Origin of the sequence: Mycobacterium sp. PSTR-4-N (assembly GCF_022348085.1) — a bacterium.
Taxonomy (GTDB): Bacteria; Actinomycetota; Actinomycetes; order Mycobacteriales; family Mycobacteriaceae; genus Mycobacterium.
Map to the genome: position 1 here is coordinate 52,082 of NZ_JAKRFN010000025.1, position 25,768 is coordinate 77,849.

General features: G+C 68.4%; 24 protein-coding genes and 1 tRNA gene. 13 read left to right on the top strand and 12 right to left on the bottom strand.

The window, feature by feature from the left end; all coding sequences use genetic code 11:
* Positions 1–3: 3 nt before the first annotated feature.
* From MHN84_RS25290 to MHN84_RS25310, 5 genes are all read right to left on the bottom strand, one after another.
* Positions 4–945, bottom strand: a complete 942-nt coding sequence (locus tag MHN84_RS25290; RefSeq protein ID WP_241207268.1) for a Ppx/GppA family phosphatase — start codon at positions 943–945, stop codon at positions 4–6.
* The gene (locus tag MHN84_RS25295) at positions 942–1,433 is read right to left on the bottom strand and encodes a DUF501 domain-containing protein (protein ID WP_241207269.1); all 492 of its coding nucleotides are present in this window, start codon (positions 1,431–1,433) and stop codon (positions 942–944) included. Before MHN84_RS25295 ends, MHN84_RS25290 begins: the two co-directional genes overlap by 4 nt.
* Positions 1,426–2,115 (bottom strand): septum formation initiator family protein, encoded by a 690-nt coding sequence (locus MHN84_RS25300; protein WP_241207270.1) that lies wholly within the window; start codon positions 2,113–2,115, stop codon positions 1,426–1,428. Before MHN84_RS25300 ends, MHN84_RS25295 begins: the two co-directional genes overlap by 8 nt.
* A gap of 3 nt (positions 2,116–2,118) precedes the next feature.
* A complete protein-coding gene (gene eno, locus MHN84_RS25305; protein WP_241207271.1) occupies positions 2,119–3,408 on the bottom strand; it encodes a phosphopyruvate hydratase in 1,290 nt (429 codons plus the stop codon).
* Between the two features lie 65 nt (positions 3,409–3,473).
* Positions 3,474–4,223: a lytic murein transglycosylase gene (locus tag MHN84_RS25310; RefSeq protein ID WP_241207272.1), complete on the bottom strand. Its 750-nt coding sequence runs from the start codon at positions 4,221–4,223 to the stop codon at positions 3,474–3,476.
* Between the two features lie 170 nt (positions 4,224–4,393).
* On the opposite strand from MHN84_RS25310, the gene efeU reads away from it, so the two are divergent.
* The 5 genes from efeU (at position 4,394) to MHN84_RS25335 (ending at position 9,457) form a co-directional block, all read left to right on the top strand.
* A complete protein-coding gene (efeU, locus tag MHN84_RS25315; protein WP_241207302.1) occupies positions 4,394–5,317 on the top strand; it encodes an iron uptake transporter permease EfeU in 924 nt (307 codons plus the stop codon).
* Positions 5,314–6,471, top strand: a complete 1,158-nt coding sequence (gene efeO / locus MHN84_RS25320; RefSeq protein ID WP_241207273.1) for an iron uptake system protein EfeO — start codon at positions 5,314–5,316, stop codon at positions 6,469–6,471. Before efeU ends, efeO begins: the two co-directional genes overlap by 4 nt.
* The gene (gene efeB / locus MHN84_RS25325; protein ID WP_241207274.1) at positions 6,452–7,762 is read left to right on the top strand and encodes an iron uptake transporter deferrochelatase/peroxidase subunit; all 1,311 of its coding nucleotides are present in this window, start codon (positions 6,452–6,454) and stop codon (positions 7,760–7,762) included. The genes efeO and efeB overlap by 20 nt, the downstream gene beginning before the upstream one ends.
* Before the next feature lie 160 nt (positions 7,763–7,922).
* Positions 7,923–8,552 carry a TetR/AcrR family transcriptional regulator gene (locus MHN84_RS25330; protein ID WP_241207275.1) on the top strand — a complete coding sequence of 210 codons (630 nt, stop codon included), beginning with the start codon at positions 7,923–7,925 and terminating at the stop codon, positions 8,550–8,552.
* Positions 8,549–9,457: an SDR family NAD(P)-dependent oxidoreductase gene (locus tag MHN84_RS25335; RefSeq protein ID WP_241207276.1), complete on the top strand. Its 909-nt coding sequence runs from the start codon at positions 8,549–8,551 to the stop codon at positions 9,455–9,457. The genes MHN84_RS25330 and MHN84_RS25335 overlap by 4 nt, the downstream gene beginning before the upstream one ends.
* 24 nt (positions 9,458–9,481) lie before the next feature.
* On the opposite strand, the gene MHN84_RS25340 is transcribed toward MHN84_RS25335, so the two are convergent.
* Genes MHN84_RS25340 through MHN84_RS25350 form a run of 3 tightly spaced genes read right to left on the bottom strand, consistent with a single transcriptional unit; the run spans position 9,482 to position 14,758 of the window.
* Positions 9,482–10,477 carry a nucleoside triphosphate pyrophosphohydrolase gene (locus MHN84_RS25340; RefSeq protein ID WP_241207277.1) on the bottom strand — a complete coding sequence of 332 codons (996 nt, stop codon included), beginning with the start codon at positions 10,475–10,477 and terminating at the stop codon, positions 9,482–9,484.
* Complete coding sequence (mfd, locus tag MHN84_RS25345; protein ID WP_241207278.1) at positions 10,474–14,112, bottom strand: transcription-repair coupling factor; 3,639 nt, start codon at positions 14,110–14,112, stop codon at positions 10,474–10,476. The genes MHN84_RS25340 and mfd overlap by 4 nt, the downstream gene beginning before the upstream one ends.
* Positions 14,113–14,164: 52 nt before the next feature.
* The gene (locus MHN84_RS25350; protein ID WP_241207303.1) at positions 14,165–14,758 is read right to left on the bottom strand and encodes a TetR/AcrR family transcriptional regulator; all 594 of its coding nucleotides are present in this window, start codon (positions 14,756–14,758) and stop codon (positions 14,165–14,167) included.
* Between the two features lie 136 nt (positions 14,759–14,894).
* Here MHN84_RS25350 and MHN84_RS25355 point away from each other — a divergent pair.
* The 8 genes from MHN84_RS25355 to pth all read left to right on the top strand — a co-directional run bounded on the left by MHN84_RS25355 (position 14,895) and on the right by pth (position 20,904).
* Positions 14,895–14,966, top strand: a tRNA-Gln gene (locus MHN84_RS25355).
* Between the two features lie 115 nt (positions 14,967–15,081).
* Positions 15,082–16,536, top strand: a complete 1,455-nt coding sequence (gene glmU, locus MHN84_RS25360) for a bifunctional UDP-N-acetylglucosamine diphosphorylase/glucosamine-1-phosphate N-acetyltransferase GlmU (RefSeq protein WP_241207279.1) — start codon at positions 15,082–15,084, stop codon at positions 16,534–16,536.
* A gap of 104 nt (positions 16,537–16,640) precedes the next feature.
* Positions 16,641–17,621: a ribose-phosphate diphosphokinase gene (locus tag MHN84_RS25365; protein WP_241207280.1), complete on the top strand. Its 981-nt coding sequence runs from the start codon at positions 16,641–16,643 to the stop codon at positions 17,619–17,621.
* A complete protein-coding gene (gene arsC / locus MHN84_RS25370) occupies positions 17,618–17,959 on the top strand; it encodes an arsenate reductase (glutaredoxin) (RefSeq protein ID WP_241207281.1) in 342 nt (113 codons plus the stop codon). Before MHN84_RS25365 ends, arsC begins: the two co-directional genes overlap by 4 nt.
* Before the next feature lie 11 nt (positions 17,960–17,970).
* Positions 17,971–18,627, top strand: a complete 657-nt coding sequence (locus tag MHN84_RS25375) for an LpqN/LpqT family lipoprotein (RefSeq protein WP_241207282.1) — start codon at positions 17,971–17,973, stop codon at positions 18,625–18,627.
* A gap of 21 nt (positions 18,628–18,648) precedes the next feature.
* Positions 18,649–19,518, top strand: coding sequence for an oxidoreductase (locus tag MHN84_RS25380; RefSeq protein ID WP_241207283.1), 870 nt, complete (start codon positions 18,649–18,651; stop codon positions 19,516–19,518).
* A 133-nt stretch (positions 19,519–19,651) separates the two neighbouring features.
* Positions 19,652–20,317 carry a 50S ribosomal protein L25/general stress protein Ctc gene (locus tag MHN84_RS25385; RefSeq protein ID WP_241207284.1) on the top strand — a complete coding sequence of 222 codons (666 nt, stop codon included), beginning with the start codon at positions 19,652–19,654 and terminating at the stop codon, positions 20,315–20,317.
* Between the two features lie 8 nt (positions 20,318–20,325).
* Positions 20,326–20,904 (top strand): aminoacyl-tRNA hydrolase, encoded by a 579-nt coding sequence (gene pth, locus MHN84_RS25390; protein ID WP_241207285.1) that lies wholly within the window; start codon positions 20,326–20,328, stop codon positions 20,902–20,904.
* On the opposite strand, the gene MHN84_RS25395 is transcribed toward pth, so the two are convergent.
* From MHN84_RS25395 to MHN84_RS25410, 4 genes are read right to left on the bottom strand one after another with little or no spacing between them, the layout of a single operon-like run.
* Positions 20,901–21,950, bottom strand: coding sequence for a 4Fe-4S binding protein (locus MHN84_RS25395; protein WP_241207286.1), 1,050 nt, complete (start codon positions 21,948–21,950; stop codon positions 20,901–20,903). The two genes, pth and MHN84_RS25395, sit on opposite strands and share 4 nt — an antisense overlap.
* Before the next feature lie 36 nt (positions 21,951–21,986).
* A complete protein-coding gene (locus MHN84_RS25400; protein WP_241207287.1) occupies positions 21,987–22,838 on the bottom strand; it encodes an ABC transporter permease in 852 nt (283 codons plus the stop codon).
* Entirely contained in the window at positions 22,835–23,791 is a 957-nt protein-coding gene (locus MHN84_RS25405; RefSeq protein WP_241207288.1) for an ATP-binding cassette domain-containing protein, read from the bottom strand. Before MHN84_RS25405 ends, MHN84_RS25400 begins: the two co-directional genes overlap by 4 nt.
* A 60-nt stretch (positions 23,792–23,851) precedes the next feature.
* Positions 23,852–25,486 carry a fatty acyl-AMP ligase gene (locus MHN84_RS25410; RefSeq protein ID WP_241207289.1) on the bottom strand — a complete coding sequence of 545 codons (1,635 nt, stop codon included), beginning with the start codon at positions 25,484–25,486 and terminating at the stop codon, positions 23,852–23,854.
* Positions 25,487–25,768 lie beyond the last annotated feature (282 nt).

The window sequence follows — 25,768 nt, forward strand, 5'->3', positions numbered from 1 at the left end:
CCGTCAGGCGATCGACAGCGCGATCCCGTCGAGGATGTCGTGCTCGCTGACCAGCAACCGGTCGATGCCGGCACGCTCGCCGAGCACCGCAGCCAGCTCCGTCACGATCAGCGCGCCGCCGCCGATCACGTCGACCCGGCCCTCGTGCATCGGGCCCAACACCGCACGCTGGGCCCGCGTCATCGCCAGCAGGTCGGTACAGACGGGGAGAAGGTCGTCGAAACTCACGGAGGACAGGTGGATCGCGTCCGAGTCGTAGGTGGTCATCTTCCGCGCCAGCGCCGCCAGCGTGGTCATCGTCCCCGCAACGCCGACCCACGTCCTGGCCTGCTGCACCGGCACCTGCGCGAGCACGGTGTCGAGCGCCTCGCGGACCACTGCCCGCGCCGCGTCGATCTCGTCGGGAGTCGGCGGATCGGAGTGCAGGCACCGTTCGGTCAACCGCACACACCCGATGTCCGCCGAGTACGCGGCCTCCACATCGTCGGAGCCGAGCACCACCTCGGTCGAGCCGCCACCGAGATCGACCACCACGAACGGTGCTGCCGCGGAATCCAATTCGCCGACCGCACCGAGGAAGGACAGCCGCGCCTCCTGCTCGCCGGTGATCACCTCGGCCACCGCCCCCGGCACCACCGCACCGAGCACATCCGACGTCATCGCGAAGAACTCGTCCCGATTGCCGGCGTCGCGCGCCGCTGACGTCGCCACCATCCGCACCGCCGACACCTCGTGATCGCGCATCAACGCGGCGTAGGCCTCGAGTGCGGCCCGGGTCCGGGCCAACGCCTCGGGCGCGAACTCGCCGGTGGCGTCCACGCCCTGCCCCAGTCGCACGATCCGCATCTCGCGATGCACATCGGTGAGCCGCCCGCCCGCGACGTCGGCGATCAGCAGGCGAATCGAGTTGGTTCCGCAGTCCACCGCGGCCACCCTCGCGCTCATGTCCACACCTCCGAATCGAGAATGCCGGCCATCTCTGGCTCGGCCGCGAGCAGCGCCAACGCCTCGTCACCGAACGGGTTGACGCCGGGGCCCTTGGCCAGCGAGTGGGCGATCACCACGTGCAGGCACTTCACCCGGTCCGGCATGCCGCCTCCCGAGAACGTCGTGCCCAGCGGCTCGATCGCGTCGCGCTCGGCCAGATACGACTCGTGCGCGCGCCGATACGCCGCAGCCAACGCGGGATCCTCCGCCAGCCGCTGGGTCATCTCCCGCATCAACCCCGACGATTCCAACCGGCTCGCCGCCGCCGTCAACGCCGGATGCGTCAGGTAGTACAGCGTCGGGAACGGGGTGCCGTCGGGCAGCTTCGGCGCGGTCTTCACCACGGCGGGATCCCCGTCGGGGCAGCGGTAGGCGATCTCGAGAACACCGCGCGGCTCACGGCCCAACTGCCGCGCGACCATCTCCAGATCCGTCGGCTCAACCACCGGGCGCCGGCGGTGGGGCGGGCGGGGCAGGAGCAGGCGGCGGCGGCACGGGCGGAGCCGTCGGCGTGATGCCATGCGGTGCATCGGCGATCGTGTGCCACAGCGCCGTGTACCAGGGATCGGAACCTGCGACCGGCCCCGCACCCTGCGGGGCCTGGCCTGCTTGCGTGGCCCCGGCCGGGAGCTGCACCTGATATGGGATCTCCCCCGGCATCACGAAGCCCAGCCGCTCACGCGCCTGCGCGGCGATGAACACCGGATCAGCCAGCTTCGCCTTCTGCGACTCCAGATCGGCGATCTGATCCCGCAGTTGGGACTCCGAGGCCTGCAACTGCTTCATCTCGGTGCGCTGGCTGAAGTACGTGCGCACGGGCCCGGCGATGGTCAACGTCAGCACGCAGATCACTGCTGCCAGGATCGCGGCGCGCCGCGCCGTCGAGCCGAACCGTTGATCGGCCGACGCCTGCATGGATGCAGCGATCGACGCACGGATCGACGTGCCCGGGGCGGTCTGCTCGACCTCAGCGGGAGGTGTGCCGTCGGACCCGTCGGCCACCCGTGGTTCTGGTGCGCTGCGCTCACGACGGCCCGAGGTGACCCCGGGCTTGGCCCGCCCAGGCTTACCCGGCCCGGCGGGCCGGGACGTGCGCCGCCGAGGGTCGGGCCGCTTCGCTTCGGGCACAGGCTATTTCGCTCCGCCTTCGAATCGCGGGAAGGCCAGGTCGCCGGCGTAACGCGCCGCGTCGCCGAGCTCTTCTTCGATGCGCAGCAGCTGGTTGTACTTGGCGACGCGCTCGCTGCGGGCCGGGGCGCCGGTCTTGATCTGCCCGCTCCCGACGGCCACCGCGAGATCGGCGATCGTGGTGTCCTCGGTCTCGCCGCTGCGGTGGCTCATCATCGTCTTGTAGCCGGCGTTGTGCGCCAGCGAGACCGCGTCCAGCGTCTCGGTCAACGTGCCGATCTGATTCACCTTGACCAGCAGCGCGTTGGCGGCGCCCCGCTCGATGCCGTCCTCGAGCCGTTCGGGATTGGTGACGAAGAGATCGTCGCCGACGATCTGCACCCGGTCACCGATCGCAGTGGTCAGCGTGACCCAGCCGTCCCAGTCGTCCTCCGACAGCGGATCCTCGATGGACACCAACGGGTAGGACCCCATCAGCTCTTCGTAGAACGCGGCCATCTGCTCGGCGGTGCGGGTTTGCTTCTCGAACGCGTAACCGGTGCCCTCGGTGTAGAACTCGGTGGCCGCCACGTCGAGCGCGAGGGCGACGTCGCTGCCGACCTTCAGGCCCGCGGCCTCGATGGCGGTGCCGATCAGATCCAGCGCCGCCGTCGTGCCGGGCAGATCCGGGGCGAACCCGCCCTCGTCACCCAGACCGGTTGCGAGCCCCTGCTTCTTGAGCACCGACTTGAGCGCGTGGTACACCTCCGCACCCCAGCGCAGCGCCTCCTTGAAGCTCGCGGCGCCGATCGGGGCGATCATGAATTCCTGGACATCGACGCCCGTGTCGGCGTGCGCGCCGCCGTTGATGATGTTCATCATGGGCACCGGCAGGATGTGCGCGTTCGGGCCGCCGACGTAGCGGAACAGCGGCAGCGCGGCACTGTCCGCGGCGGCCTTGGCCACCGCCAGCGAGACGCCGAGGATCGCGTTCGCGCCCAGCCGGGACTTGTCCGGGGTGCCGTCCAGATCGACGAGCGCCTGGTCGACGAGGCGCTGCTCGTCAGCACCGAGCCCGATCACCGCGGGGCCGATCTCGTCGAGCACCGCCTCGACCGCCTTCTGCACGCCTTTGCCGAGGTAGCGCGACCCGCCGTCACGCAGCTCCACGGCCTCGTGCTCACCGGTGGAGGCACCTGAGGGGACGGCGGCGCGGGCGACCGTGCCGTCCAGCAGGCCCACCTCCACCTCGACTGTCGGGTTGCCCCGGGAATCGAGGATCTCGCGGGCTCCGACCTGCTCGATGATGGGCACTACTGCCTCCTTGCTAGATCCGGGGTCATTCCGGGCGTGACGATCAGCACTGAGCCTAGAGGGTCTTACAGCGGGTGTCCTTCGGCGTACGCAGTCGCCCAGTCGCGGACCGTCCGCGCGTACTGATCCGAGTGGTTGTAGGCGTGCAGCGCGCCCATCCAGCCACGCGGGGTGGCCAGGTCCTTGCCACTCCAACACAGGTAGCCCGCGGCCGAGAGGGCCGCGTCGTCGATGTTGTCGGCGCTGATCTTGCCGTCGTTGTTGGCGTCGACGCCATAGAGCCGCCACGTCTCGGGGATGAACTGCATCGGCCCCATCGCGCGGGCGAACGGCTCGTCGCCCCTGTTCTCGGTGGCCGGATCGTGGCTGACCGAATCGTGGTCGAGGATCTCCAGGTTGCCTCCGGTGCCGTCGAGCAGCACCCCGCGGATCGGCGGCTCGACATCCCCGTCGGGGCTGATCACCGCACCGCGATACGTGCCGTGGTGACTTTCCACCTGCCCGATGCCCGCCAACGTGGTCCACTTCAGATGGCAGTCGGGATTCTCCACGTCGGCCACCCGCGCTGCATAGGCATAAGCCTCCAGCGCGGTCACCGGAATGCCGAGCGCGGGGGCGCGGGCAGCCGCCCAGTCGTGCAGCGCATCCGCCGGCCGGCCTTTGGCGTAGGTGTCGATCTGCGGCACCGGATCCCCAGGTGGCGGCGGCACACCCTCGGGAATCGGGTTGCCGAGGTGCCACGAACAGCTGGCGCCGAGGAGCAGCGCCGTCGCGCCGATCACGGCCACCGTTCGCAGCCACCGCACCCGTGTCACCGGACTCCCTAACGCCAATCTCGTCCTAGCCATGCTGCCACGCGCCCGGGGACTTAAGACCCATCCCGGGCCCGACACAGGCGGTGTACATTCAGTGAGCGCATCACCAACCAAGGTGAGCCGAACCTATGTTTGGCAAGCCAACACTGAATACCGACGAGGACTACGCGATGAGCATGAGCACCGATCTGACGGTCACCATGCACTCGGCCACGTTGGCGGCCTCGCCCAACGTCACCTCCCAACTGTTCGGTAGCGGACTGATCGGGCTGCGGGAAGGCCTCGAAGCCGCGATCGTCGTGTCGATCCTGGTGGCCTTCCTGGTCAAATCGGACCGGCGCGACGCACTCAAATGGGTGTGGCTGGGGGTGGGCGCCGCGATTGCGATGACGGTGACCGTGTTCCTGGTCATCCAGTTCGGCGAGAACACGATCACCGGTCTGGCCGCCGAAGCCATCGCCGGCGTGGCGTCAGTGATCGCGGTCGTCATCGTCACCACGATGGTGCTCTGGATGCGTCGCGCGGCCGCGGGCATGTCCGGTGAGCTGCGCAACGACATGGCCCAAGCACTGGAAACGGGGCCGCTGGCCGTCGCATTGCTCGCCTTCTTCGCAGTCGGTCGCGAAGGCGTCGAGACCGCGCTGTTCATGGTCGGATACGCCGAAGCTTCGACGAACTGGCCGCTGGTCGGGTTGATCGTCGGCGTGCTGATCGCCGGCGCCATCGCCTACGGCATGTACCGCGGGGCCCTGAGCATCAACCTCGCGAAGTTCTTCACCTACACCGGTGTGTTCCTGATCGTCGTCGCCGCCGGAATCCTGTCCTACGGCATCGGCGCACTGCAGACCGTCGGCTGGCTGCCCGGCCTGGGCACCAAAGCGTTCGACATCACCGCGTGGTTCAACTGGTCCGCCTGGTACGGCGAAGTGGTGCAGGGCGTCTTCAACGTCACCCCCACCCCGACGGTGCTGCAGCTGTGCGGTTGGCTCGCCTACCTCGTCGTGATCCTGGTGCTGTTCCTGCGTCCCACCCCGGCAGCGACACGCTCGGCCCCGACATCCCCACTCCCCGACCCCGAAAGGTCCACCACGTGAAGGTCTCCTCGTCTGTCGCCGTTCTCGGTACGGCCGTCGCCGCACTGGCGCTGAGTGGCTGCCAGGCCAAAGAGGAGCCGGCCAACGCCGCCGAAGGCACCGACGCGCCGGCCCAGATCACCGTCGACGCCTCCGACAGCTCCTGTGAGCTGTCCGGCACCGAGGGCACGACCGGCGCCAACACCTTCGTCGTCACCAACAACGGCAACAAGGTCACCGAGTTCTACGTCTACGGCGAAGGCGAGCGGGTGATGGGCGAGGTGGAGAACATCTCCCCCGGCCTCCAGCGCAAGCTGATCGTGCAGCTCACCCAGCCGGGCACTTATCAGACGGCCTGCAAGCCCGGCATGATCGGCGACGGCATCCGCACCGACTACACCGTCACCGGCGACGCCGTCGAGATCGACACCGAAGGCAAGTTCAAAGAGGCCGCCGACAGCTACAAGCGCTACGTCAACAGCCAGACCGACGCGCTGATACCGGCGGTCGAATCGTTCGTCGCCGCGATCAAGGCGGGCGACATCGAGGCGGCCAAGGCGCAGTACCCGGTCGCGCGGACGTACTACGAACGCATCGAACCCGTCGCCGAGTCGTTCCCCAACGACCTCGACCCCCGCATCGATCTGCGCGAAGCCGACCTCGAGCCCGGACAGAAGTGGACCGGCTTCCACCGCCTGGAGAAGGACCTGTGGGTCAGCGGCCTGCAGCCCGACACCAACGCCATCGCCGACCAGCTCGTCGCCGACGTCAAAGAACTCGACGCCGGCGTGAAGGCGCCCGACTACACGATCGATTCGACCCAGATCGCCGGCGGCGCGCAGGGCCTGCTCGACGAGATCGCCACCAGCAAGATCAGCGGCGAAGAGGACATCTTCAGCCACACCGACCTGTGGGACTTCAACGCCAACCTGCAGGGTTCGCAGACGGCGGTCGCGTCGGTGCGGCCGATCCTCGACGAGCGCAACCCTGATCTGGGCAAGCGTGTGGACGAGCGGTTCGCCGATGTGGAGAAGATGCTCGAGCAGTACCGCAAGGGCGACGGTTTCGTCAGCTACGACACCGTGACCGAACCGCAGCGCCAGGAGCTGTCCCGGGCGATCGACGCGCTGAGCAAAGAGGTGAGCCAGGTGCAAGGTGTCATCGCACCCCAATGATCCGGTGGCCCCGAACGATTCGACGCGCCAGGGGCTGAGCAGGCGCAAGCTGTTCGGCGCGGCCGGGGTCGGCGCCGCGGTGGTCGGTGCGGCCGGCGCGGGTGCGCTGGCCGGCCGGGCCTCGGCGGCCCAGCCCGCTGGTCACCTGGACACCGCAGTGCCCTTCCGCGGTGAGCACCAGGCGGGGATCATCACCGAGGCGCAGGACCGCATGCACTTCGCGACGTTCGACGTGACGACGAACAGCCGCGACGACGTCATCAAGATGCTGGCCGACTGGACCGAGATGGCCGAGCGGATGACGCAGGGCGAGGAGGCGTTCAAAAACGGTGCCACGGGCCAGAATCCGTACTCCCCACCGACCGACACCGGTGAAGCGCTCGGCCTGCCCCCGTCACAGCTCACGCTGACGATCGGGTTCGGACCGTCGTTCTTCGTCAAAGACGGTGTCGACCGGTTCCGCATCGCGGACAAGAAGCCGGCGCAGCTGGTGGACCTGCCGAAGTTCCCGAACGAGAAGATCGATCCGGCGCGCAGCGGCGGCGACATCGTCGTGCAGGCCTGTGCGAACGACCCGCAGGTCGCCGTCCACGCGATCCGCAACCTGGCCCGCATCGGCTTCGGCACCGTCGCGGTGCGCTATTCGCAGCTCGGGTTCGGCCGGACCTCGTCGACCACCCGCGATCAGTCCACCCCGCGAAACCTGTTCGGTTTCAAGGACGGAACAGCCAACTTGCGCTCCGACGAGACCGACAAGCTGAACCAGTTCGTCTGGGTCGGCGACGGGGACGGGCCCTCGTGGTTGACCGGCGGCAGCTACCTGGTGGCGCGGCGGATCCGGATGCGGATCGAGCAATGGGACCGCACCACGCTGCTCGAGCAGGAGCGCGTCATCGGCAGGCAGAAGGGCAGCGGCGCCCCGATGGGGCTCAACGACGAGTTCGACGAGCTGAACTTCTCGCTGACGGACAAGAAGGACAAGCCGCTGATCGACGAGCAGGCGCACGTGCGTCTCGCGTCGAAGGAGAACCTCGGCGGCATCGAGATCCTGCGCCGCGGCTACAACTTCACCGACGGCTCCGACGGGTTCGGCCACCTCGACGCGGGGCTGTTCTTCATTGCGTTCGTGCGCGACCCGGTCAAGCAGTTCGTGCCGATGCAGAACGCGATCTCGCGCAACGACGCGATGAACGAATACGTCACGCCGACCAGCTCCGCGGTGTTCGCATGCCCGCCGGGAATCCGCGAGGGCGACACCTCGACGTTCTGGGGCTCGACGCTGTTCGAGTAGCGCTGATCGCGCACCCCACCTTTTCGCCCAAACCGACACACGGGCGAACAATCGCGAGACCACGCCGCCATTTCGTCGATCTCGGCACGAGGTTGCCCGTTGCACGGCCGTGTTGTCGCCGCTACTCTGTCTGTAACGATCCTTACAGAGGAGTGGCGACGTGGCACCGACCAAGAGCAAACGTCAGCAGCAGGGAGACAACTCCCGAGAACAGATCCTCGACGCCACTGAACGGTTGATGTCCACGCAGGGCTACGCGGCGACGTCGATCAGCCACATCCGCAAAGAATGCGGACTCCCCGCCAGTTCCATCTACTGGCACTTCGGCTCCAAAGAGGGCGTGCTGGCCGCCGTCATGGAACGCGGCGCCGATCGCTTCTTCGCGCAGCTGCCGCGGCGTGAACCGGGTTTGACGGACGATCCCGACATCGAGACGCGGCGCGCCGAGGCGGCGAAACTCCTTGCGCAGCATCCGGATTTCCTGCGGCTGACCTACATGCTGTCACTCGAGCGACACACCGACCCCGCGGTCGGCGCAGCCATCCGCAGGGTGCGCGACACCGCCATCGCCGGCTTCCGCGAGGCGATCGCGCCGATGATCCCGGCCGGCGTCGCGCCTGAGCGCGCCGAGCGCGTCGTCGACGAACTCGCCGCGTTCGCCACCGCGGTATCCGACGGGGTGTTCTTCGCCGACCACCTCGAACACGAGACGACGGACGTCGACCGGATGTACGTCCGCATGATCCAGGCCGTGCAGGCCCTCATTCCCATTCTCTTGGAGGAGACATGACATCACGATCCGTCGTCATCACCGGCGCCAGCGCGGGGCTCGGCCTCGAATGTGCCCGCGCCGTCCTCGCCGAGGACCCGACCTGGCATGTGGTACTCGCGGTGCGCGACCCCGCACGCGGAGCGGCCGCTGTCGACGAGCTCGGCGCGCCCGATCGTTGCACCGTGCTGCCCTGCGACCTCGCGTCGCTGCGATCGGTCGACGGGTTCGTCGATGCGTTCACCCACGCCGACGTGCCCCCGCTTCATGCCATCGTCTGCAACGCCGGCCTGCAGGTGGTCGACGTCAGTCAGACCACAGCCGACGGAGTGGAGATGACATTCGGGGTCAACCATCTCGGCCACTTCGCGCTCGTCACAGGCCTTCTCGACCAGCTCGTCGCGCCCGCGCGCATCGTGGTCGTCAGTAGCGGGACTCACGATCCGACGAAGTTCACCGGCGGCATGCCCCATCCGCTCTACACCAGCGCCGCGGAGCTGGCACGGCCGGGGAGCCCCGGCGACAAGGACGGGCGTCGCCGGTACACCACGTCGAAACTGTGCAACATGCTGTTCGCCTACGAACTCGATCGCAGGCTCGGCGAAGGCGCGCGCGGGGTCACCGTGACGGCGTTCGACCCCGGCTTGATGCCGGGATCGGGATTGGCGCGGGAGTACTCGCCTGCACAGAAGTTGTTGTGGCGCTATATCTTTCCAGTTCTTCGCGTCCTACCCAACGTCAACAGCACCACGACGTCGGGCAGGCGACTGGCGGCCCTGGTGCACGATGCGCGCTACGACGGCATCACCGGAACCTATTACGAGGGCGCGCGTCCGATCCGGTCGTCGGCGGACTCCTACGACACGGCCAAGGCGCTGGACCTGTGGGCGACGAGCGAACACCTGGTGGCCACTGCGAGAGCGTGATCGAACTCGACGATATGGCGAGATCTACTCGACTTCTTGCGCCCGTTCGTCGGTTTGGGCGTCCTCGGGCTCGGGCTCGTCGAACACCTCATGCGGCCAATGGGCACGCCACTCGTCGGCACTGATCACCCCGCGCGGGCTGTCGTCGAGCTCCTCAGCCACGTCGTCTCCGCGCCGGGCGGCCACGGCTGCCCGCTCAGCGACTCGCACATCCTCCATGAACTCCAGAACCGCTGTGCGCAAGGCGTTCTCGGCGTCGAACTCGGGGCTCACGGTGATCCAGGTGAGCGCGTCGGGCACCAGCTCTGCGGGGAAGCCGGCCGCTTCGGCGCGGGCGAGCACCTTCTGCGCGAGCGCCAATGCAGGCTGTGCGGTCGGAATGTCGTCCATGATGGACTCGCGCGTGGATTTCTCCAGCGCCTTGCGCGCCTCCCACTGCGCCAGCTGATCCTCCAGCGAGATCGATTCGCCGGCCAGCACCGCGGGCACCCGGTTGCCGAGCTTGCGCACCAGCGCATCAGCGACGTCGTCGATGCCGAACGCATCGGTCGGGGCATCCTCGGCGATGCGCGCGTGGAAAAGGACCTGCAGCAACACATCTCCGAGCTCGTCACGCAGCTCGGTCAGGTCACCGCCGTGCACCGCGTCGAACAGCTCGTAGGTCTCTTCGAGAAGATAACGCCGCAGCGAGTCATGCGTCTGCTCGCTTTCCCACGGCCCGGCGGTGCGCAGCTTGTCCATCATCGCGACCGCGTCGACCAGGTGCTCACCGGGCTGCGGGTCCGGCGCGGCGATCACCCGCTCCCCGGCGGCGATCCGCGCGGCGACCGACGGGTGCTCGGGGTCCGACGACAGCAGCGTCGGCGCCGGCTCCCCGCTGTAGGCGGGCCGCGCCGAGGGCAGCGACCACGGCACCTTGACCGGCATCTCCTCGGTGTACTGGACGTCGCCCGCCAGGAGGTCGATGGCCTCGATCGGCACCAGCGACGGGCGGCGCGGATCCACCAGGACGACCGTCATGCGCCACCTCCGAACTTCGCGATGTCGACCGGGGCCTGCCCATCCCCCGCGATCGCCACGAGCAACCCTGCCACGAACGCGATCAGCTCGAGATCCCGGATGCGCGGCGCCCCCACCCCACTGCCGGCCCGCGGAATAGGCACCTGCACCGTCGACGTGGTGGCCCGGTAATTGGCGCCGGAATAGAGCCGCTTGAGCCGCAACTGCGCCGAATCCGGCAGCGTCAGCGGCGCGATACGCACCGTCGACCCCGACGGCGCCCCGACCTCGGTCACCCCGAAGGCCCGCGCCAGCAGCCGCAGCCGGGCCACCGCGACCAGCAGATGAGCCGGCTCGGGCAGCGGGCCGTACCGGTCGACGAGTTCCTCGATCACCGAGTCGACCGCCCCATCGTCGGCGGCAGCGGCCAGCCGGCGATACGCCTCGAGCCGCAGCCGGTCACTGCCGATGTAGTCCGGCGGCAGGTGCGCGTCGACAGGCAGGTCGATCCGAACTTCCTTCGGCTCTTCCGGTGCGAGAACGGTTTTCCCGTCCGCCGCCGCGCGATAGGCCTCGACGGCCTCGCCCACGAGCCGCACGTACAGGTCGAACCCCACGCCCGCGACATGGCCGGACTGCTCGGCACCCAGCACGTTGCCCGCGCCGCGAATCTCGAGATCCTTCATCGCGACCGCCATGCCCGCACCGAGATCGTTGTTCTGCGCGATCGTCGCGAGCCGGTCGTAGGCCGTCTCGGTCAGCGGAACCTCCGGCGGATAGAGGAAGTACGCGTAGCCACGCTCGCGGGAACGCCCGACACGGCCGCGCAACTGGTGCAGCTGCGACAGGCCGAACGTGTCCGCCCGCTCGACGATCAACGTGTTGGCATTCGAGATGTCCAGGCCCGTCTCGACGATCGTCGTGCACACCAGGATGTCGAACTCGCGGTTCCAGAACCCCTCGACCGTCTTCTCGAGCTGCTCCTCGGGCATCTGCCCGTGGGCGACCACCACCCGCGCCTCGGGCACCATCTGCCGCACCCGCGCGGCGGCCTGATCGATCGAGCGCACCCGGTTGTGGATGTAGAACGCCTGCCCGTCACGCAACATCTCGCGGCGCAGCGCCGCGGCGACCTGCTTGTCGTCGTGCGGGCCGACATAGGTCAGCACCGGGTAGCGTTCCTCAGGCGGGGTCAGGATCGTCGACATCTCGCGGATGCCGGCCAGGCTCATCTCCAACGTGCGCGGAATCGGCGTCGCGCTCATGGTCAGCACGTCGACGTGGGTGCGCATCGACTTGATGTGCTCCTTGTGCTCGACACCGAAGCGCTGCTCCTCGTCGACGATGACGAGGCCGAGGTCCTTCCACGTCACGCCGGTCTGCAGCAGTCGGTGGGTGCCGATCACGATGTCGACCGAGCCGTCCTTCATCCCCTCCATCACGGCCTTGGATTCCGAGCCGGAGGTGAAGCGCGACAAGCCTTTCACCGTGACAGGGAAGCCCGCCATGCGTGCGCTGAACGTCTGCAGGTGCTGATCGGCCAGCAGCGTCGTCGGCACCAGGACCGCGACCTGCTTACCGTCCTGCACCGCTTTGAAGGCCGCGCGCACGGCGATCTCGGTCTTGCCGTAGCCGACGTCGCCGCAGATCACCCGGTCCATCGGGACGGGCTTCTCCATGTCCGACTTCACCTCGGTGATCGCGGTCAGCTGATCCATCGTCTCGGTGAAACCGAACGCGTCTTCCATCTCGAGCTGCCACGGGGTGTCCGGCGCGAACGCGTGACCGGGCGAGGCCTGCCGCTTGGCGTACAGCGTCACCAGCTCGGCCGCGATCTCCCGAACCGCCCGGCGCGCTTTGGTTTTCGTGTTCGCCCAGTCGCTGCCGCCGAGTTTGGACAGCGTGGGCGCCTCGCCGCCGACGTAGCGCGACAACTGATCGAGCGAATCCATCGGCACGTAGAGCCGGTCCGACCCGCCACCGCGTTTGGCCGAGGCATACTCGAGCACCAGGTATTCGCGCCGGGCGCCGCCCACCACCCGCTCGGTCATCTCGACGAACCGGCCGATGCCGTGCTGATCGTGCACCACCAGGTCACCTGCGGTCAGCGCCAGCGGGTCGACGACGTTGCGCCGCTTGGCCGCCAGCTTCTTGCCCTCGGTGGCCGCGACCCGGTTGCCCGTCAGGTCGGCTTCGGTGATCACCACCAGGTTCGCGCCCGGCATCACGACACCGTCGTGCAGCGGACCCTTCATCACCCCGACGACGCCTTCGCGCGGCACCGCGCCGGGCTCGAGAATCGTTGCGGCCGTATCGGCCTCGCCGAGCTGCTCGACCACCCGCATGCAGGTGCCGGTGCCCGGCGTGACGACGACGCCGTATCCGCCCGTGGCGACGTGGGCGCGCAGCATCGCGAAGATCTCGCTGACGTTGTGCTGTTGGCCCCGCGCGGACGGCGCCGGCCGGATGTCGAGGCGTACCGGCTCGTCGGCGCCGCTGTCGAGCTGGCTCAACGTCCACCACGGGTGCCCGGCCGCGCGCGCTGCGTCACGGCTCTCGTCGAACGGGACGAAACCCGACGCGCCCAGCGCCTCCACGTCGATCGGCGCGTCACCGCCCACGGCGGCCGTCGACCACGACGCCTCCAGGAACTCGCGCCCCGTCTTGATCAGATCGGCGGCGCGGCTGCGCACCTTTTCCGGATCGCAGATCAGCAGCGGCGTGCCCGCGGGCAGCAGCGAGGGCAGCGTCACCAGACCGACCGGCTTCAGCAGCGGCAGCAGCGCCTCCATGCCGTCGACGGGGATTCCCTCGGAGAGCTTGGCCAGCATGTCGGGCACGCTGCCCGGCACACCGTTCTCCATGACCGGATGCTCGGCGGACAGCGCCGCGGCCCGCTCACGCACCTCCGCCGTCAGCAGCACCTCCCGGCACGGCACGGCGATCACCGTGGAGACATCGATCTCGGGAATGGAGCGCTGATCGGCCACGGCGAACATGCGCATCTCCGAGACCTCGTCGCCCCAGAACTCGATGCGCACGGGGTGCTCGGCCGTCGGCGGGAACAGGTCGAGGATGCCGCCGCGCACGGCGAACTCGCCGCGCTTGGCGACCATGTCCACGCGGGTGTAGGCCAGGTCGACCAACCGCGCGACGGTGCCGTCGAAGTCGGAGTCCTCACCGACGGTCAACGTCACGGGCTCGACGGCGGCCAGGTCGGGCGCCATCGGCTGCAGCAGCGAACGGGCCGTCGTCACCAGAACCCGCAGCGGCGGACCGAGCCGCTCGTCGTCGGGATGGGTGAGCCGGCGCAGCACCATCATCCGGGCGCCGACGGTGTCGACGCCGGGTGAGAGCCGCTCGTGCGGCAGTGTCTCCCACGACGGGAACATCGCGACCGCATCGCCGAACACGCCTGTGAGCTCGGCGGTCAGATCGTCGGCTTCCCGTCCGGTCGCGGTGACGGCCAGCACGGGGCCGGCCTGGGCAAGTGCGGCGGCGACGAACAGGCGCGCGCTGGCCGGGCCGACGAGATCGAGATCAGCGGGCCGGTCGGCGGCGCGGCGCGTGACGTCCTGCAGAGAGGGGTCGCGCAGTGCCAGCTCGACGAGGCCCGCAATCGGGGTGTGGACATGGTGAAGCCCCGCTACGGTCATGATGACCCCATCGTAGGCCCCGCCGGCGAGGCCGCGGAATCGGCCGAGGCGGCTATTCGCCCCGCAGTTGCGGGTCCGCCTCGAGATGGGTCAGGCCGTTCCACATCAGGTTCACCAGATGCGCGGCCACCACTTCCTTCTTGGGCTCGCGGGTGTCGAGCCACCACTGCGCAGACATCGACACCGACCCGACGAGCGCCTGCGCGTACAGCGGCGCCAGTTCCGGGTCGAGGCCGCGGCGAGAGAAATCGCCGGCCAGGATCGACGACACCTGGTTGACGGCGTCGTTGAGCAACGTCGAGTAGGTGCCCGCGGTGATACTGGCCGGCGAATCGCGGATCAGGATGCGGAACCCGTCGGTGTGCTCCTCGACGTAGGTCAGCAGCGCCAACGCGACCCGCTCCAGGCGCACACGGGACCGGTTGTTGGTCAGCGACGAGGTGATGCCGTCGAGCAGCGCCGACATCTCGCGGTCGACCACGACGGCGTAGAGCCCCTCCTTGCCGCCGAAGTGCTCGTACACCACGGGCTTGGAGACATTGGCCCGCAGCGCGATCTCCTCGATCGAGGTGCCGTCGAAACCGCGCTCGGCGAACAGCGACTTCGCGATCTCGATCAGCTGCTGACGGCGCTCACTGCCGGTCATCCTGGCGCGCGGGGCGCGGACGTCAGCGCGGACATCCTTGTCGGGAGCTGGCACGCCGTTCAGGGTAAACCGCTGCGTACATCGCGAGGCGGTGACCGCGCGGTGCGTTAAAGTCGCACGCGTATCTCGTCACCGATCCGTCGTGGTGTAATCGGCAGCACCTCTGATTTTGGTTCAGATAGTTCAGGTTCGAGTCCTGGCGACGGAGCGAGGCTTGCCGAGCGACATGACAACACGGAGCTCACCGCCGCGAGTGTGCGGATCGATACGGCGCACCCGGCGTGTCCCGGATGAACCTGCACAGTCGATAGGCAGGAGCCGCGATGACGCGTGACGCAGCCGTCCTCATCCTCGCCGCGGGAGCCGGCACCCGGATGAAGTCCGACACCCCCAAGGTGCTGCACACCCTCGGCGGGCGCAGCATGCTGGCCCACGCCCTGCATGCTGTCGCCGGCGTGGAGCCGACGCACCTGGTGACGATCGTCGGCAAGGATCGGGAGCGCGTGGCCCCGGCCGCACTGCAGATCGGCGAGACCCTCGGCCGCCGGGTCGAGATCGCCGTGCAGGAAGAGCAGCGCGGTACCGGCCATGCCGTCGGCTGTGGGCTCTCGGCACTGCCCGAGGATTTCACCGGCGTCGTGGTCGTCACCTCCGGCGATGTGCCACTGCTGAACTCCGCAACGCTCGACGCGCTGATCGCCGCCCACATCGCGGCCGGCGCCGCGGCGTCGGTGCTGACGACCACCCTCGCCGACGCCACCGGCTACGGCCGCATTCTGCGCACGCAGGACGGCGAGGTGATCGGCATCGTCGAGCAGGCCGACGCGACCCCGGCGCAACGCGCGATCCATGAGGTCAACGCCGGGGTGTACGCGTTCGACGCCGAAGAGCTGCGCTCGGCGCTGAGCCGGTTGCGCTCCGACAACGCCCAGCACGAGCTCTACATCACCGACGTGTTCGCGATCGTGCGCGGCGACGGACTGCCCGTCCTCGGCCAGCACATCGACGACGCTGCGCTGGTGGCCGGCGTGAACGACCGCGTTCAGCTGGCCGCGCTCGGCGCGGAACTGAACCGTCGCGTGGTCGCGGCCCACCAGCGCAACGGGGTGACCGTCGTCGATCCGGCCACCACGTGGATCGACGTCGACGTGACGATCGGACGCGACGCCGTGGTCCGCCCCGGCACCCAATTGCTGGGGGCGACCGCCATCGGCGCGCGGTGCGAGATCGGGCCCGACACCACATTGACCGACGTCACCGTCGGCGACGGCGCATCCGTGGTGCGCACCCACGGCTCGGAGTCGGTCATCGGCGTCGACGCGGCCGTCGGACCGTTCACCTACCTGCGCCCCGGCACCGTCCTCGGCGACGACGGCAAGCTGGGCGCCTTCGTCGAAGCCAAGAACGCGACGATCGGCACCGGGACGAAGGTGCCGCACCTGACGTATGTCGGCGACGCGGACATCGGCGAGCACAGCAACATCGGCGCATCCAGCGTGTTCGTCAACTACAACGGCGAGACGAAGAGCCGGACGACGATCGGCTCCCACGTCCGCACCGGGTCCGACACGATGTTCGTCGCGCCCGTCACCATCGGTGACGGCGCGTACACCGGCGCGGGCACCGTGGTGCGCGAGGACGTGCCCCCCGGCGCGCTCGCAGTGTCCGCCGGACCGCAGCGCACGATCGAGGGCTGGGTGGAACGGAAACGGCCCGGCAGTGCCGCCGCGCAGGCGGCCGCCGCGGCGCGTCAGGCAGGGCAAGCTACCGGCGAGTAGCATTTCGTCGCCGTTTATTGGCATTCTGGTAACCCGCCGACGTGTGAGCATCCCCGCTACGTACGATGGCCCGAGAATCGACTGCGAGAAGCCGAGGGCAGCCCGTGAGCCACGACTGGACCGACAACCGCAAGAACCTGATGCTCTTCTCGGGTCGGGCGCACCCCGAACTCGCCGAGCAGGTCGCCAAGGAACTCGACGTTCCCGTCACCGCGCAGACCGCACGCGATTTCGCCAACGGTGAGATCTTCGTCCGGTTCGACGAGTCGGTACGCGGCAGCGACGCCTTCGTCCTGCAGAGCCATCCCGCGCCGCTGAACACGTGGCTGATGGAACAGCTGATCATGATCGACGCGCTCAAGCGTGGCAGCGCCAAGCGGATCACCGCGATCCTGCCCTTCTATCCCTATGCGCGGCAGGACAAGAAGCACCGCGGCCGGGAGCCCATCTCCGCGCGCCTGGTCGCCGACCTGTACAAGACGGCCGGCGCCGACCGGATCGTCACCGTCGATCTGCACACCGATCAGATCCAGGGCTTCTTCGACGGCCCGGTCGACCACATGCGGGCGCAGAAGCTGCTGTGCGGCTACATCAGCGAGAACTACGCCGATCACGACATGGTCGTCGTCTCCCCCGACTCGGGCCGCGTGCGCGTCGCCGAGAAGTGGGCCGACAGTCTGGGCGGTGTCCCCCTGGCCTTCATCCACAAGACCCGCGACCCGCTGGTGCCCAACCAGGTGAAGTCGAACCGGGTGGTCGGCGACGTCAAGGGCAAGACCTGCATCCTGACCGACGACATGATCGACACCGGCGGCACCATCGCCGGGGCGGTCAAGCTGCTCAAGCAGGACGGTGCGGGCGACGTGATCATCGCCGCCACCCACGGTGTGCTGTCCGATCCGGCGCGGGAACGGCTGGCCGACAGCGGAGCCCGCGAGGTGATCGTGACCAATACGCTGCCGATCGGCGAGGACAAGATGTTCCCGCAGCTGACCGTGCTGTCCATCGCGCCGCTGCTGGCCAACACGATTCGCGCGGTGTTCGAGAACGGCTCGGTGACAGGGCTTTTCGACGGATCGGCATGAGCGCACGCATCCTGCACAATCCGCGCTGCACGACATCGCGCAAGGCGCTGGACATGCTGCGCGAGAGCGGGGCCGAACCCGAGGTGGTGCTCTACCTGAAGAACCCGCCGTCGCGCAGCGAGCTGCAAGCGATGATCGCCGACGCCGGCATCGACGTGCGCGCGGCCGTGCGGACCCGGGAATCGCTCTACACCGAACTCGGGCTGGCCTCGGCGTCCGACGACGGGTTGCTCGACGCGATGGTCGAACACCCGATCCTGATCGAGCGGCCGTTCGTCGTCACCGGCAAGGGCACCCGGCTGGCCCGGCCCCTGGAGCGCGTTCGCGAGATCCTGTGAGGGCGCGGCACGTGTTCGCAGCGGCCGCTGCAGCGCTGACTTTGGCCGCGTGTTCCCCGGAAGCACCCGACTACCAGGCGGTCTGGTCGACGACGAGCGCGCCCAGCCCGTCGCCGCAGGCGGCGAACCCTTCTGGGGCGCCGGTCCCCATCGCCGCATTCCTCGAACAGGCCGGGGTCACCGGCCAACCCGTCGCCTACAACAAGGTGACCGACCTGACGGTGACGATGCCGACCCCACCCGGCTGGCATCCGTACCAGAACACCAACCTCTCGCCCGGAACCCGGATGATCGTCAAGGGCGACACCTATCCGACCGCGATGCTGATCATGTTCGAGCTGACCGGCGACTTCAACATCGCCGAGGCGCTCACCCACGCCAACGTCGATGCGCAGATGAGCCAGAACTTCCGCGAACTCAACGCCTCCACAGCGGATTTCGACGGCTTCCCGTCGTCGATGATCGAAGGTAGCTACGACCTCAACGGCGCCCGGATGCACAGCTACAACCGCATCGTCATCGCCACCGGTGCCGCCCCCAAGAAGCAGCGCTACCTGATCCAGTTCACCGTGACGGGATTCGCCGACAAGGCGGCCGAAGAGGCCGGCGACATCGAAGCCGTGATCAAGGGCTTCACGGTGAAGGTGCCCACCCCGCCAGCGCGCTGAGGGCCTCTTTACAGTGAGGCCATGAGCGACTGGACCGCGGCCGACCTGCCCTCCTTCGCCGGCCGCACCGTGATCGTGACGGGCGCCAACAGCGGACTGGGCCTGGTGACTGCCAGAGAGCTCGCCCACGCAGGCGCCCGCACCATCCTCGCCGTGCGCAACGTCGACAAGGGCCGTGACGCCGCGGCGACGATGTCCGGCGACGTCGAGGTACGCCGACTGGATCTGCAGGATCTGTCATCGATCAAGGCGTTCGCCGACGGCGTCTCGGGAGCCGACGTGCTCGTCAACAACGCCGGGATCATGGCCGTGCCCTACGCGCTGACCGTCGACGGATTCGAGAGCCAGATCGGCACCAATCACCTGGGCCATTTCGCACTGACCAACCTGCTGCTGCCTCGGCTCACCGACCGAGTGGTCACGGTGTCGTCGTTCATGCACGTGTTCGGCTACCTCAGCCTCTCTGACCTGAATTGGAAGTCCCGGCCCTACCTCGCCTGGCCCGCGTACGGCGCGTCGAAGCTGGCGAATCTGCTGTTCACCAGCGAGCTGCAGCGCAGACTCACCGCCGTCGGTTCCCCGGTCCGGGCCCTGGCCGCGCACCCGGGTTATTCGGCGACCAACCTGCAGGGCCAGACCGGCAGTCGGCTCGGCAGCCGCATCACGGACGCGGGCAACGCGTTCTTCGCCACCGATGCGGACTTCGGCGCGCGGCAGACGCTCTACGCCGTCGCTGAGGACCTGCCCGGCGACACGTTCGTCGGCCCGCGGTTCTCGATGCGTGGCCGCACCGGCGCCCACTGGCGCACCCCGCTGGCCCGCAACCGCGCCAAAGCCGCCGGCCTGTGGACGCTGTCCGAGCAGCTCACCGGGGTGGAATTTCCGCTCTAGCCCGGTACTGGGCTACCCTGGTCGACGCATCACGGCGAGGGTGGTCATTGTGACCGCCGTTATCGACGGGACCGAGCATCTGCAGTTCGTGTCGCCCTGGCCGTGTCCGACTACCGGCACAGGAGCACCGAACATGGCGAAGAACGCCCCGAACAATCTGACCGCTGCGGTCCGCACCACCACCGGCAAGGGCGCATCCCGCCGCGCCCGCCGCGAAGGCCGGGTGCCGGTGGTGCTCTACGGCCACGGCACCGAGCCGCAGCATCTCGAGCTCGACGGCCACGACTTCGCCGCCGTGCTGCGCAACGCAGGCACCAACGCCGTGCTCACCCTCGACATCGCCGGCAAGGAACAGCTCGCCCTGACCAAGTCGCTGGAGATCCACCCGATCCGTCGCAACATCCAGCACGCCGACCTGTTGGTCGTGCGTCGCGGCGAGAAGGTGACGGTCGAGGTCAGCATCGTCGTCGAAGGCGAGGCCGCACCCGGCACGCTGGTGACCCAGGAGCAGGCGGTCATCGAGATCGAGGCCGACGCACTGTCGATCCCGCAGCAGCTCACCGTCTCGATCGAGGACGCCCAGGAGGGCACCCAGGTGCTCGCCGGCCAGGTGGAGCTGCCCTCGGGTGTGACGCTGGTGTCCGATCCCGAGCTGCTCGTCGTCAACGTCATCACCGCGCCCAGCGAGGAAGAGCTCGAGGCCGAAGGCGGCGGTGAGTCGCTCGAAGAGCAGGCCGAAGAGGCCGAGGCCGGGGCCGAGGGCGCTGACGACGCGCCTGCCGACGGCGACTCCGAGTAGTCACCGACGTGGCCGAACCCCTGCTGGTGGTCGGCCTGGGCAACCCGGGTCCGCAGTACGCCCTGACCCGGCACAACCTCGGTTTCCTCGTCCTGGACATTCTCGCCGACCGCATCGGCGAGACGTTCAAGGTGCACAAGAAATCCGGGGCCGACGTGGCCACCGGGCGGCTTGCCGGCCGCCCGGTGGTGCTGGCCAAGCCGCGGGTCTACATGAACGAATCCGGGCGCCAGGTCGGCCCGCTGGCCAAGTTCTACTCGGTGCCCGCACGCGATGTCATCATCGTGCACGACGAGCTCGACATCGACTTCGGCCGAATCCGGCTCAAGTACGGTGGCGGCGTGGCAGGTCACAACGGCCTGCGGTCGGTCGGTGCGGCGTTGAGCACCAACGACTTCCACCGGGTGCGGGTCGGCATCGGCAAGCCGCCGGGCCGGCAGTCCGGGGCGTCGTTCGTCTTGGAACCGTTCGCTGCCCGCGAGCGGCCCGAGGTGGGGGTGATCTGCGAGCAGGCCGCCGATGCAGTCGAACTGCTGATCGCGCAGGGCCTCGAACCGGCGCAGAACGTCGTGCACGCCTGGGCTTAATCGCCGCGCACGCTCCGGGTTCCCTGGATGCCACTGCCGACGTGCTTCACCGGCTTGTGCGGAAACCGCTTGAGCGCATGGTCCTCGGCCGCCGAACCCGGCAAGACGTAGAGCGTTTCCTGCTTGTCCTGCAACGGTTTCAGCACCAGATCCATGAACGCCCTGCGGTCGTCGAGGTAGGGCTCGATGACCTCCTCCCCCGCCGGGCACACCGCCAGGCAGTAGGCAGCCTTGTAGTTCGCCTTGAACGAGAGACTCTGCCACATCGAGGCATTCTCGGAATCGGTGACGCGGGAACGGAAGTCGTCGCCGTCCGCGCTGTCGGCGACGGTCTCCACCCAGTCGGTGAAGCCGCCCATGAATTCGCGGTAGTTATGCACCGAGCAGGCGAAGAAGTCGAACCCGCCGTCTTTCTTGATCGCCCCGACCGGGCAGGCCGCCACACACAGCTTGCACTCGAGGCACGGCGAATAGTCCAGCGGCGCATCGTAGGCGGAGATGTCGCCGGCGACCAGGATGGTGCCGAGCAGAATGAAGTTGCCGAAGCGGGGATGGATCACGTTGCGATGGATGCCCATCACCCCCATGCCGGCGGCGACCGCGACCGGCTTGTGCGCCACCACCCAGATGCGCCCCGGATAGCGGTCCATCTCCATCGGGAAGGTCGCCGACGGGTTGACCACCCGATGGCCGGCATCCTGCAGCGCGCGGGTGATGCGATGGGCGGCCTCGTTCATGATCTCGCCGCTGCGGTGGAATTCCTGGTTGGCGACGCTGCGGGCGGTCGAGCGGACGTTGTCGCGGTTCATCTTCACCACCAGCGACACATAGCTGACGGCCCCCGGCAGCGCCGCTTCGACGTACTCGACCTCGCTCGCCAGCGCCGGGTTGTCGACACGGGCGAAGCCCACGTCGTCGACACCGGCTTCCCAGCAGACCGCGCGCAACCACTCGGCGTCGATGACGCCGGGAGGCTGTGACGAACGCTGTTGCACCGCGCGCACGGTCGGGTGTGCGGCGAGCCGGGCCGGCAACTTCTGCACCATGCTGGGTATCGTACCCAATACCCAGCGGTGGTGGGGTCAGTCCGTGGTGCGGCGCCGGTAGGCAGCCAGGGCGAACGGCGCGAAGACCGCGGTCAGCGCCAGCGACCAGAGGATCGTCGCGAGCACCGGATGATGCAGCGGCAGTTGGGCATCCGGAGCGGCCGGTCCGCCGTTGCCCCACAGTTCGCGCATGGCCTGTGCCAGTGACGACACGGGATTCCACTCGGCGATGACACGCAACCAGTGCGGCATCGGCTCGGTCGGGACGAAGGTGTTGGCCAGGAACGTCACCGGGAACAGCACGGTGAACATCACGCCGTTGACCGCCTCGACCGTGCGCATCAGCGATCCGACCAGGATGCCGAACCAGATCATGCCGAAGCCGAAGACCAGGATCAGCGCGAAAGCCAACACCGCCTCGGCGATGCTGCCGCGGATGCGCCAACCGATGGCCAGGCCCGTCAGCGCCATCACCACCACACCGAGCGACGAGTGCATCAGGCTCGCGATGCTGCGCCCGATCAGTACCGAGGACCGCGAGATGGGCAGCGAGCGGAAGCGGTCGATAATGCCCTTCTCGACGTCGGCCGTGATGCCCGACGCGACGACGAACGCCGAGAACACGATGGTCTGGGCTTGAATCCCGGGCAGCAGGAACTCCCGGTAGGACGCCCCGCCGGTGTTGGTGATCGACGCCCCGAACACGAACGCGAACAACAGGACGAACATGATGGGCTGCGCGGTGACGTCGCTCAACATCTCGGGCATCCGCTTGGTGTGGATCATGTTGCGCTTCACCATGATCCACGACTGTTGCACGATGTTGGTGGGGTGCGTCGCCACCGCGGCGGCGCTGACCTTCGGGCGGTGCGTGTCCAACGCGGTCATGCGCCGACCTCCTCGGTGTCGTCGGTACGGTGGCCGGTCAGGCTCAGGAACACGTCGTCCAGGCTCGGCCGCGACAGGCCGATGTCGTCGACGGCGATGCCGCTGTCCCGCAGCCATCCGGCGACGGCGATCATGTCGTCCAGCCCGTCCGCCGAGGCCGTCAACCGGCGAGCGCCCGCGTCGACGTGGACCTCGGCGCCTGTCCGCTGTAACAGTTCCTGCGCAGCAGGTAAGTCTCCGGCATCCCCGACGGTGATGACCAGGCTGGCACGACCCGCTTGCTGCTTGAGCTGCAACGGGGAACCCTCGGCGATGATGCGGCCGCGGTCGATCACCACGATGTTGTCGGCCAGTTGGTCGGCCTCTTCCAAATACTGCGTGGTCAGCAGCAGCGTGGTGCCGCCGGCGACCAACTCCCGCAGCACGTCCCACAATTCGCTGCGGCTGCGGGGGTCCAGTCCGGTGGTCGGCTCGTCGAGGAACAGCACGGGCGGCGAGGCGAGCAGGCTGACCGCCAGGTCGAGGCGACGGCGCATCCCGCCCGAGTAGGACTTGACCACCCGGTCGCCGGCGTCACTGAGCGAAAACTGCTGCAGCAGTTGGTCGCCGAGCTTCTCGAGGGCCTTGCGACGGATGCCGTAAAGGCCGCCGATCATCCGGATGTTCTCCCGACCGGTCAGCAGCTCGTCGACGGTGGCCACCTGTCCGGTGAGGCCCATGTGGCGGCGCACCTGATCAGGGTGAGTGCGGACGTCGAACCCCGCGACGCGCGCCGTGCCGCTGGTGGGCTCGGTCAGCGTCGTCATCATGCGCACCGTGGTGGTCTTGCCCGCGCCGTTGGGGCCGAGCAGACCGAGGACCGTTCCCGGGGGAACGGTGAAGCTGACACCTCCGACAGCGGTGTTCTCGCCGAAGCGCTTCACCAGCTCGACGGCTTCGATGGCCGAATCCATTCCCCGACGGTATCCGCGGGGGCCGACATCCGGCGAATGCTTTTGCCGCGCGCTGTCGCTCTAGGTGACCAGCGAGACGGAGGTCGAGCGGCGCAGCTTGCCCGACGACGTCTTCGGGATGCTGCCGGGGCCCAGCACCACGACGTTGCGCGGCCGCATCTCGACCTCGGCGACGACCTCGTGCGCGACCTGATGCTCGATGCGGCGCACCTCGGCCGGGTCCTGCCAGGCGTTGGACTCCACAGCGACGGCGAACGTCTCGCGCGAGTGCCCGGCGTCCAGGCGCACGGCCACCGCGCAGCCCGGCCGCACTCCCTCGACACGGCCGGCCGCCCGCTCGATGTCGGTCGGATAGATGTTGCGCCCGGCCATGATGATGACGTCCTTCACGCGGCCGCACACCACGACGTGGCCGTCCTCGGTGAGGTAGCCGAGGTCACCGGTGTCGTACCAACCGTGCTCGTCCTGGGCCGGGATGAATCCGCCCATCGTCATGTAGCCGGGCGTCACGCATTCGCCGCGCAGCTCGATCACACCGACCCCGCGCGGCGGCATCACGTTGCCGTGGTCGTCGATGACACGGGCTTCCAGATCGGTCAGCAGCGGGCCGAGGTCGGCGAGCCGCTTGGTGTTGCCCTTGGTCGCCGGGACGGCGCGGCGCAACGCCGCCAGCAGGTCGGCGTCGACCTCGTCGACCACCAGACCCGCGTTGCATGGGGAGAACGACACGGCAAGACAGGTCTCGGCCATGCCGTAGGCGGGCAGGATGGCCGATGCCTTCAATCCGAACGGCTTGCCGGCGTCGATGAGGTCTTCCACGTCCCCGGGCTCGACGGGTTCTGCGCCCGAGAGCGCGAAGCGCAGCGTCGACAGGTCGAAGTCGCCTTCCTTGGCCTGGCGGCGCAGGCGCTTGGCCAGCAGCGCGTAGGCGAAGTTGGGCGCCGCGGTCATCGTGCCCTTGTACTTGTCGATGAGCTTGGCCCACAGCAGCGTGTCCCGCAGGAAGTCCAGCGGGGTGACCTTGACCAGCTCGGCGCCGAAGTACATCGGGATGGTCAGGAAGCCGACCATGCCCATGTCGTGGAAGCAGGGCAGCCAGCTGACCATGACGTCCTTGTCGACGTCGTACTGCGCGCCGATGAACATCGCCTCGGCGTTGGAGTGGATGTTGCGGTGGGTGATCTGCACGGCCTTCGGGGAGCCTGTCGACCCCGACGTCAGCTGCATCAGCGCCAGCTCGTCCTCGCCCACCTCGATGGGGTCGATCGGGTCGGCGGCGAGCAGATCGGTGACGGTCAGGACCGTGATGCCCTTTTCCTCCAGCACCGGGATCGCCACGAGGAACGGCTCGGACACGATCACGGCCTTCGCCTCGATCATGCTGATCACGTTCATGGTGTCTTCGGACCACATCACCAGATCGGTGCGGGGCGTGGGCTGGTGCAGCATCGTGAGGCTGGCGCCACGCATCCACAGGCCCTGTGCGGTCGGAGCGATCTCCACCGGGAGCCCCGCGAGGACGCCCACCGCGTCGCCGAGCCCCACGCCTGCCTCGGCGAGGCCACCGGCGATGCGCCGGGCACGCTCGTGCACCTCACCCCAGGTGTGCCGGACGGGCTCATGCGGCTCGCCGGTCACCATGCCCCGGGTGCTCGTGCGGGCGTTGCGGTACATCTTCTCGGTGAATCTGCTCACGACGACCTCCTCGCCGACATCTGCTGGTGTGCACATGCCCGTTTGCCATGTTCCGCCTGTTGAACGGCCTTTTCATGGAGGCGCGCACACATTAAGGCAGCGGTTCTGTCTCGAAACGGTGATGGTCCGTTCCGGCGATGCGCACGGCGGCCGGAGCCTTTGCCGCGACCACAGCAGCACCCTCCGTCGACGAGGACGGGGGAACCTGACGCGTCCACTGCTTGACCGCTAGCTCTCACCGTCTGTCATCTTAGAAGACTCTTAAGTAACTGCCAAACGAGT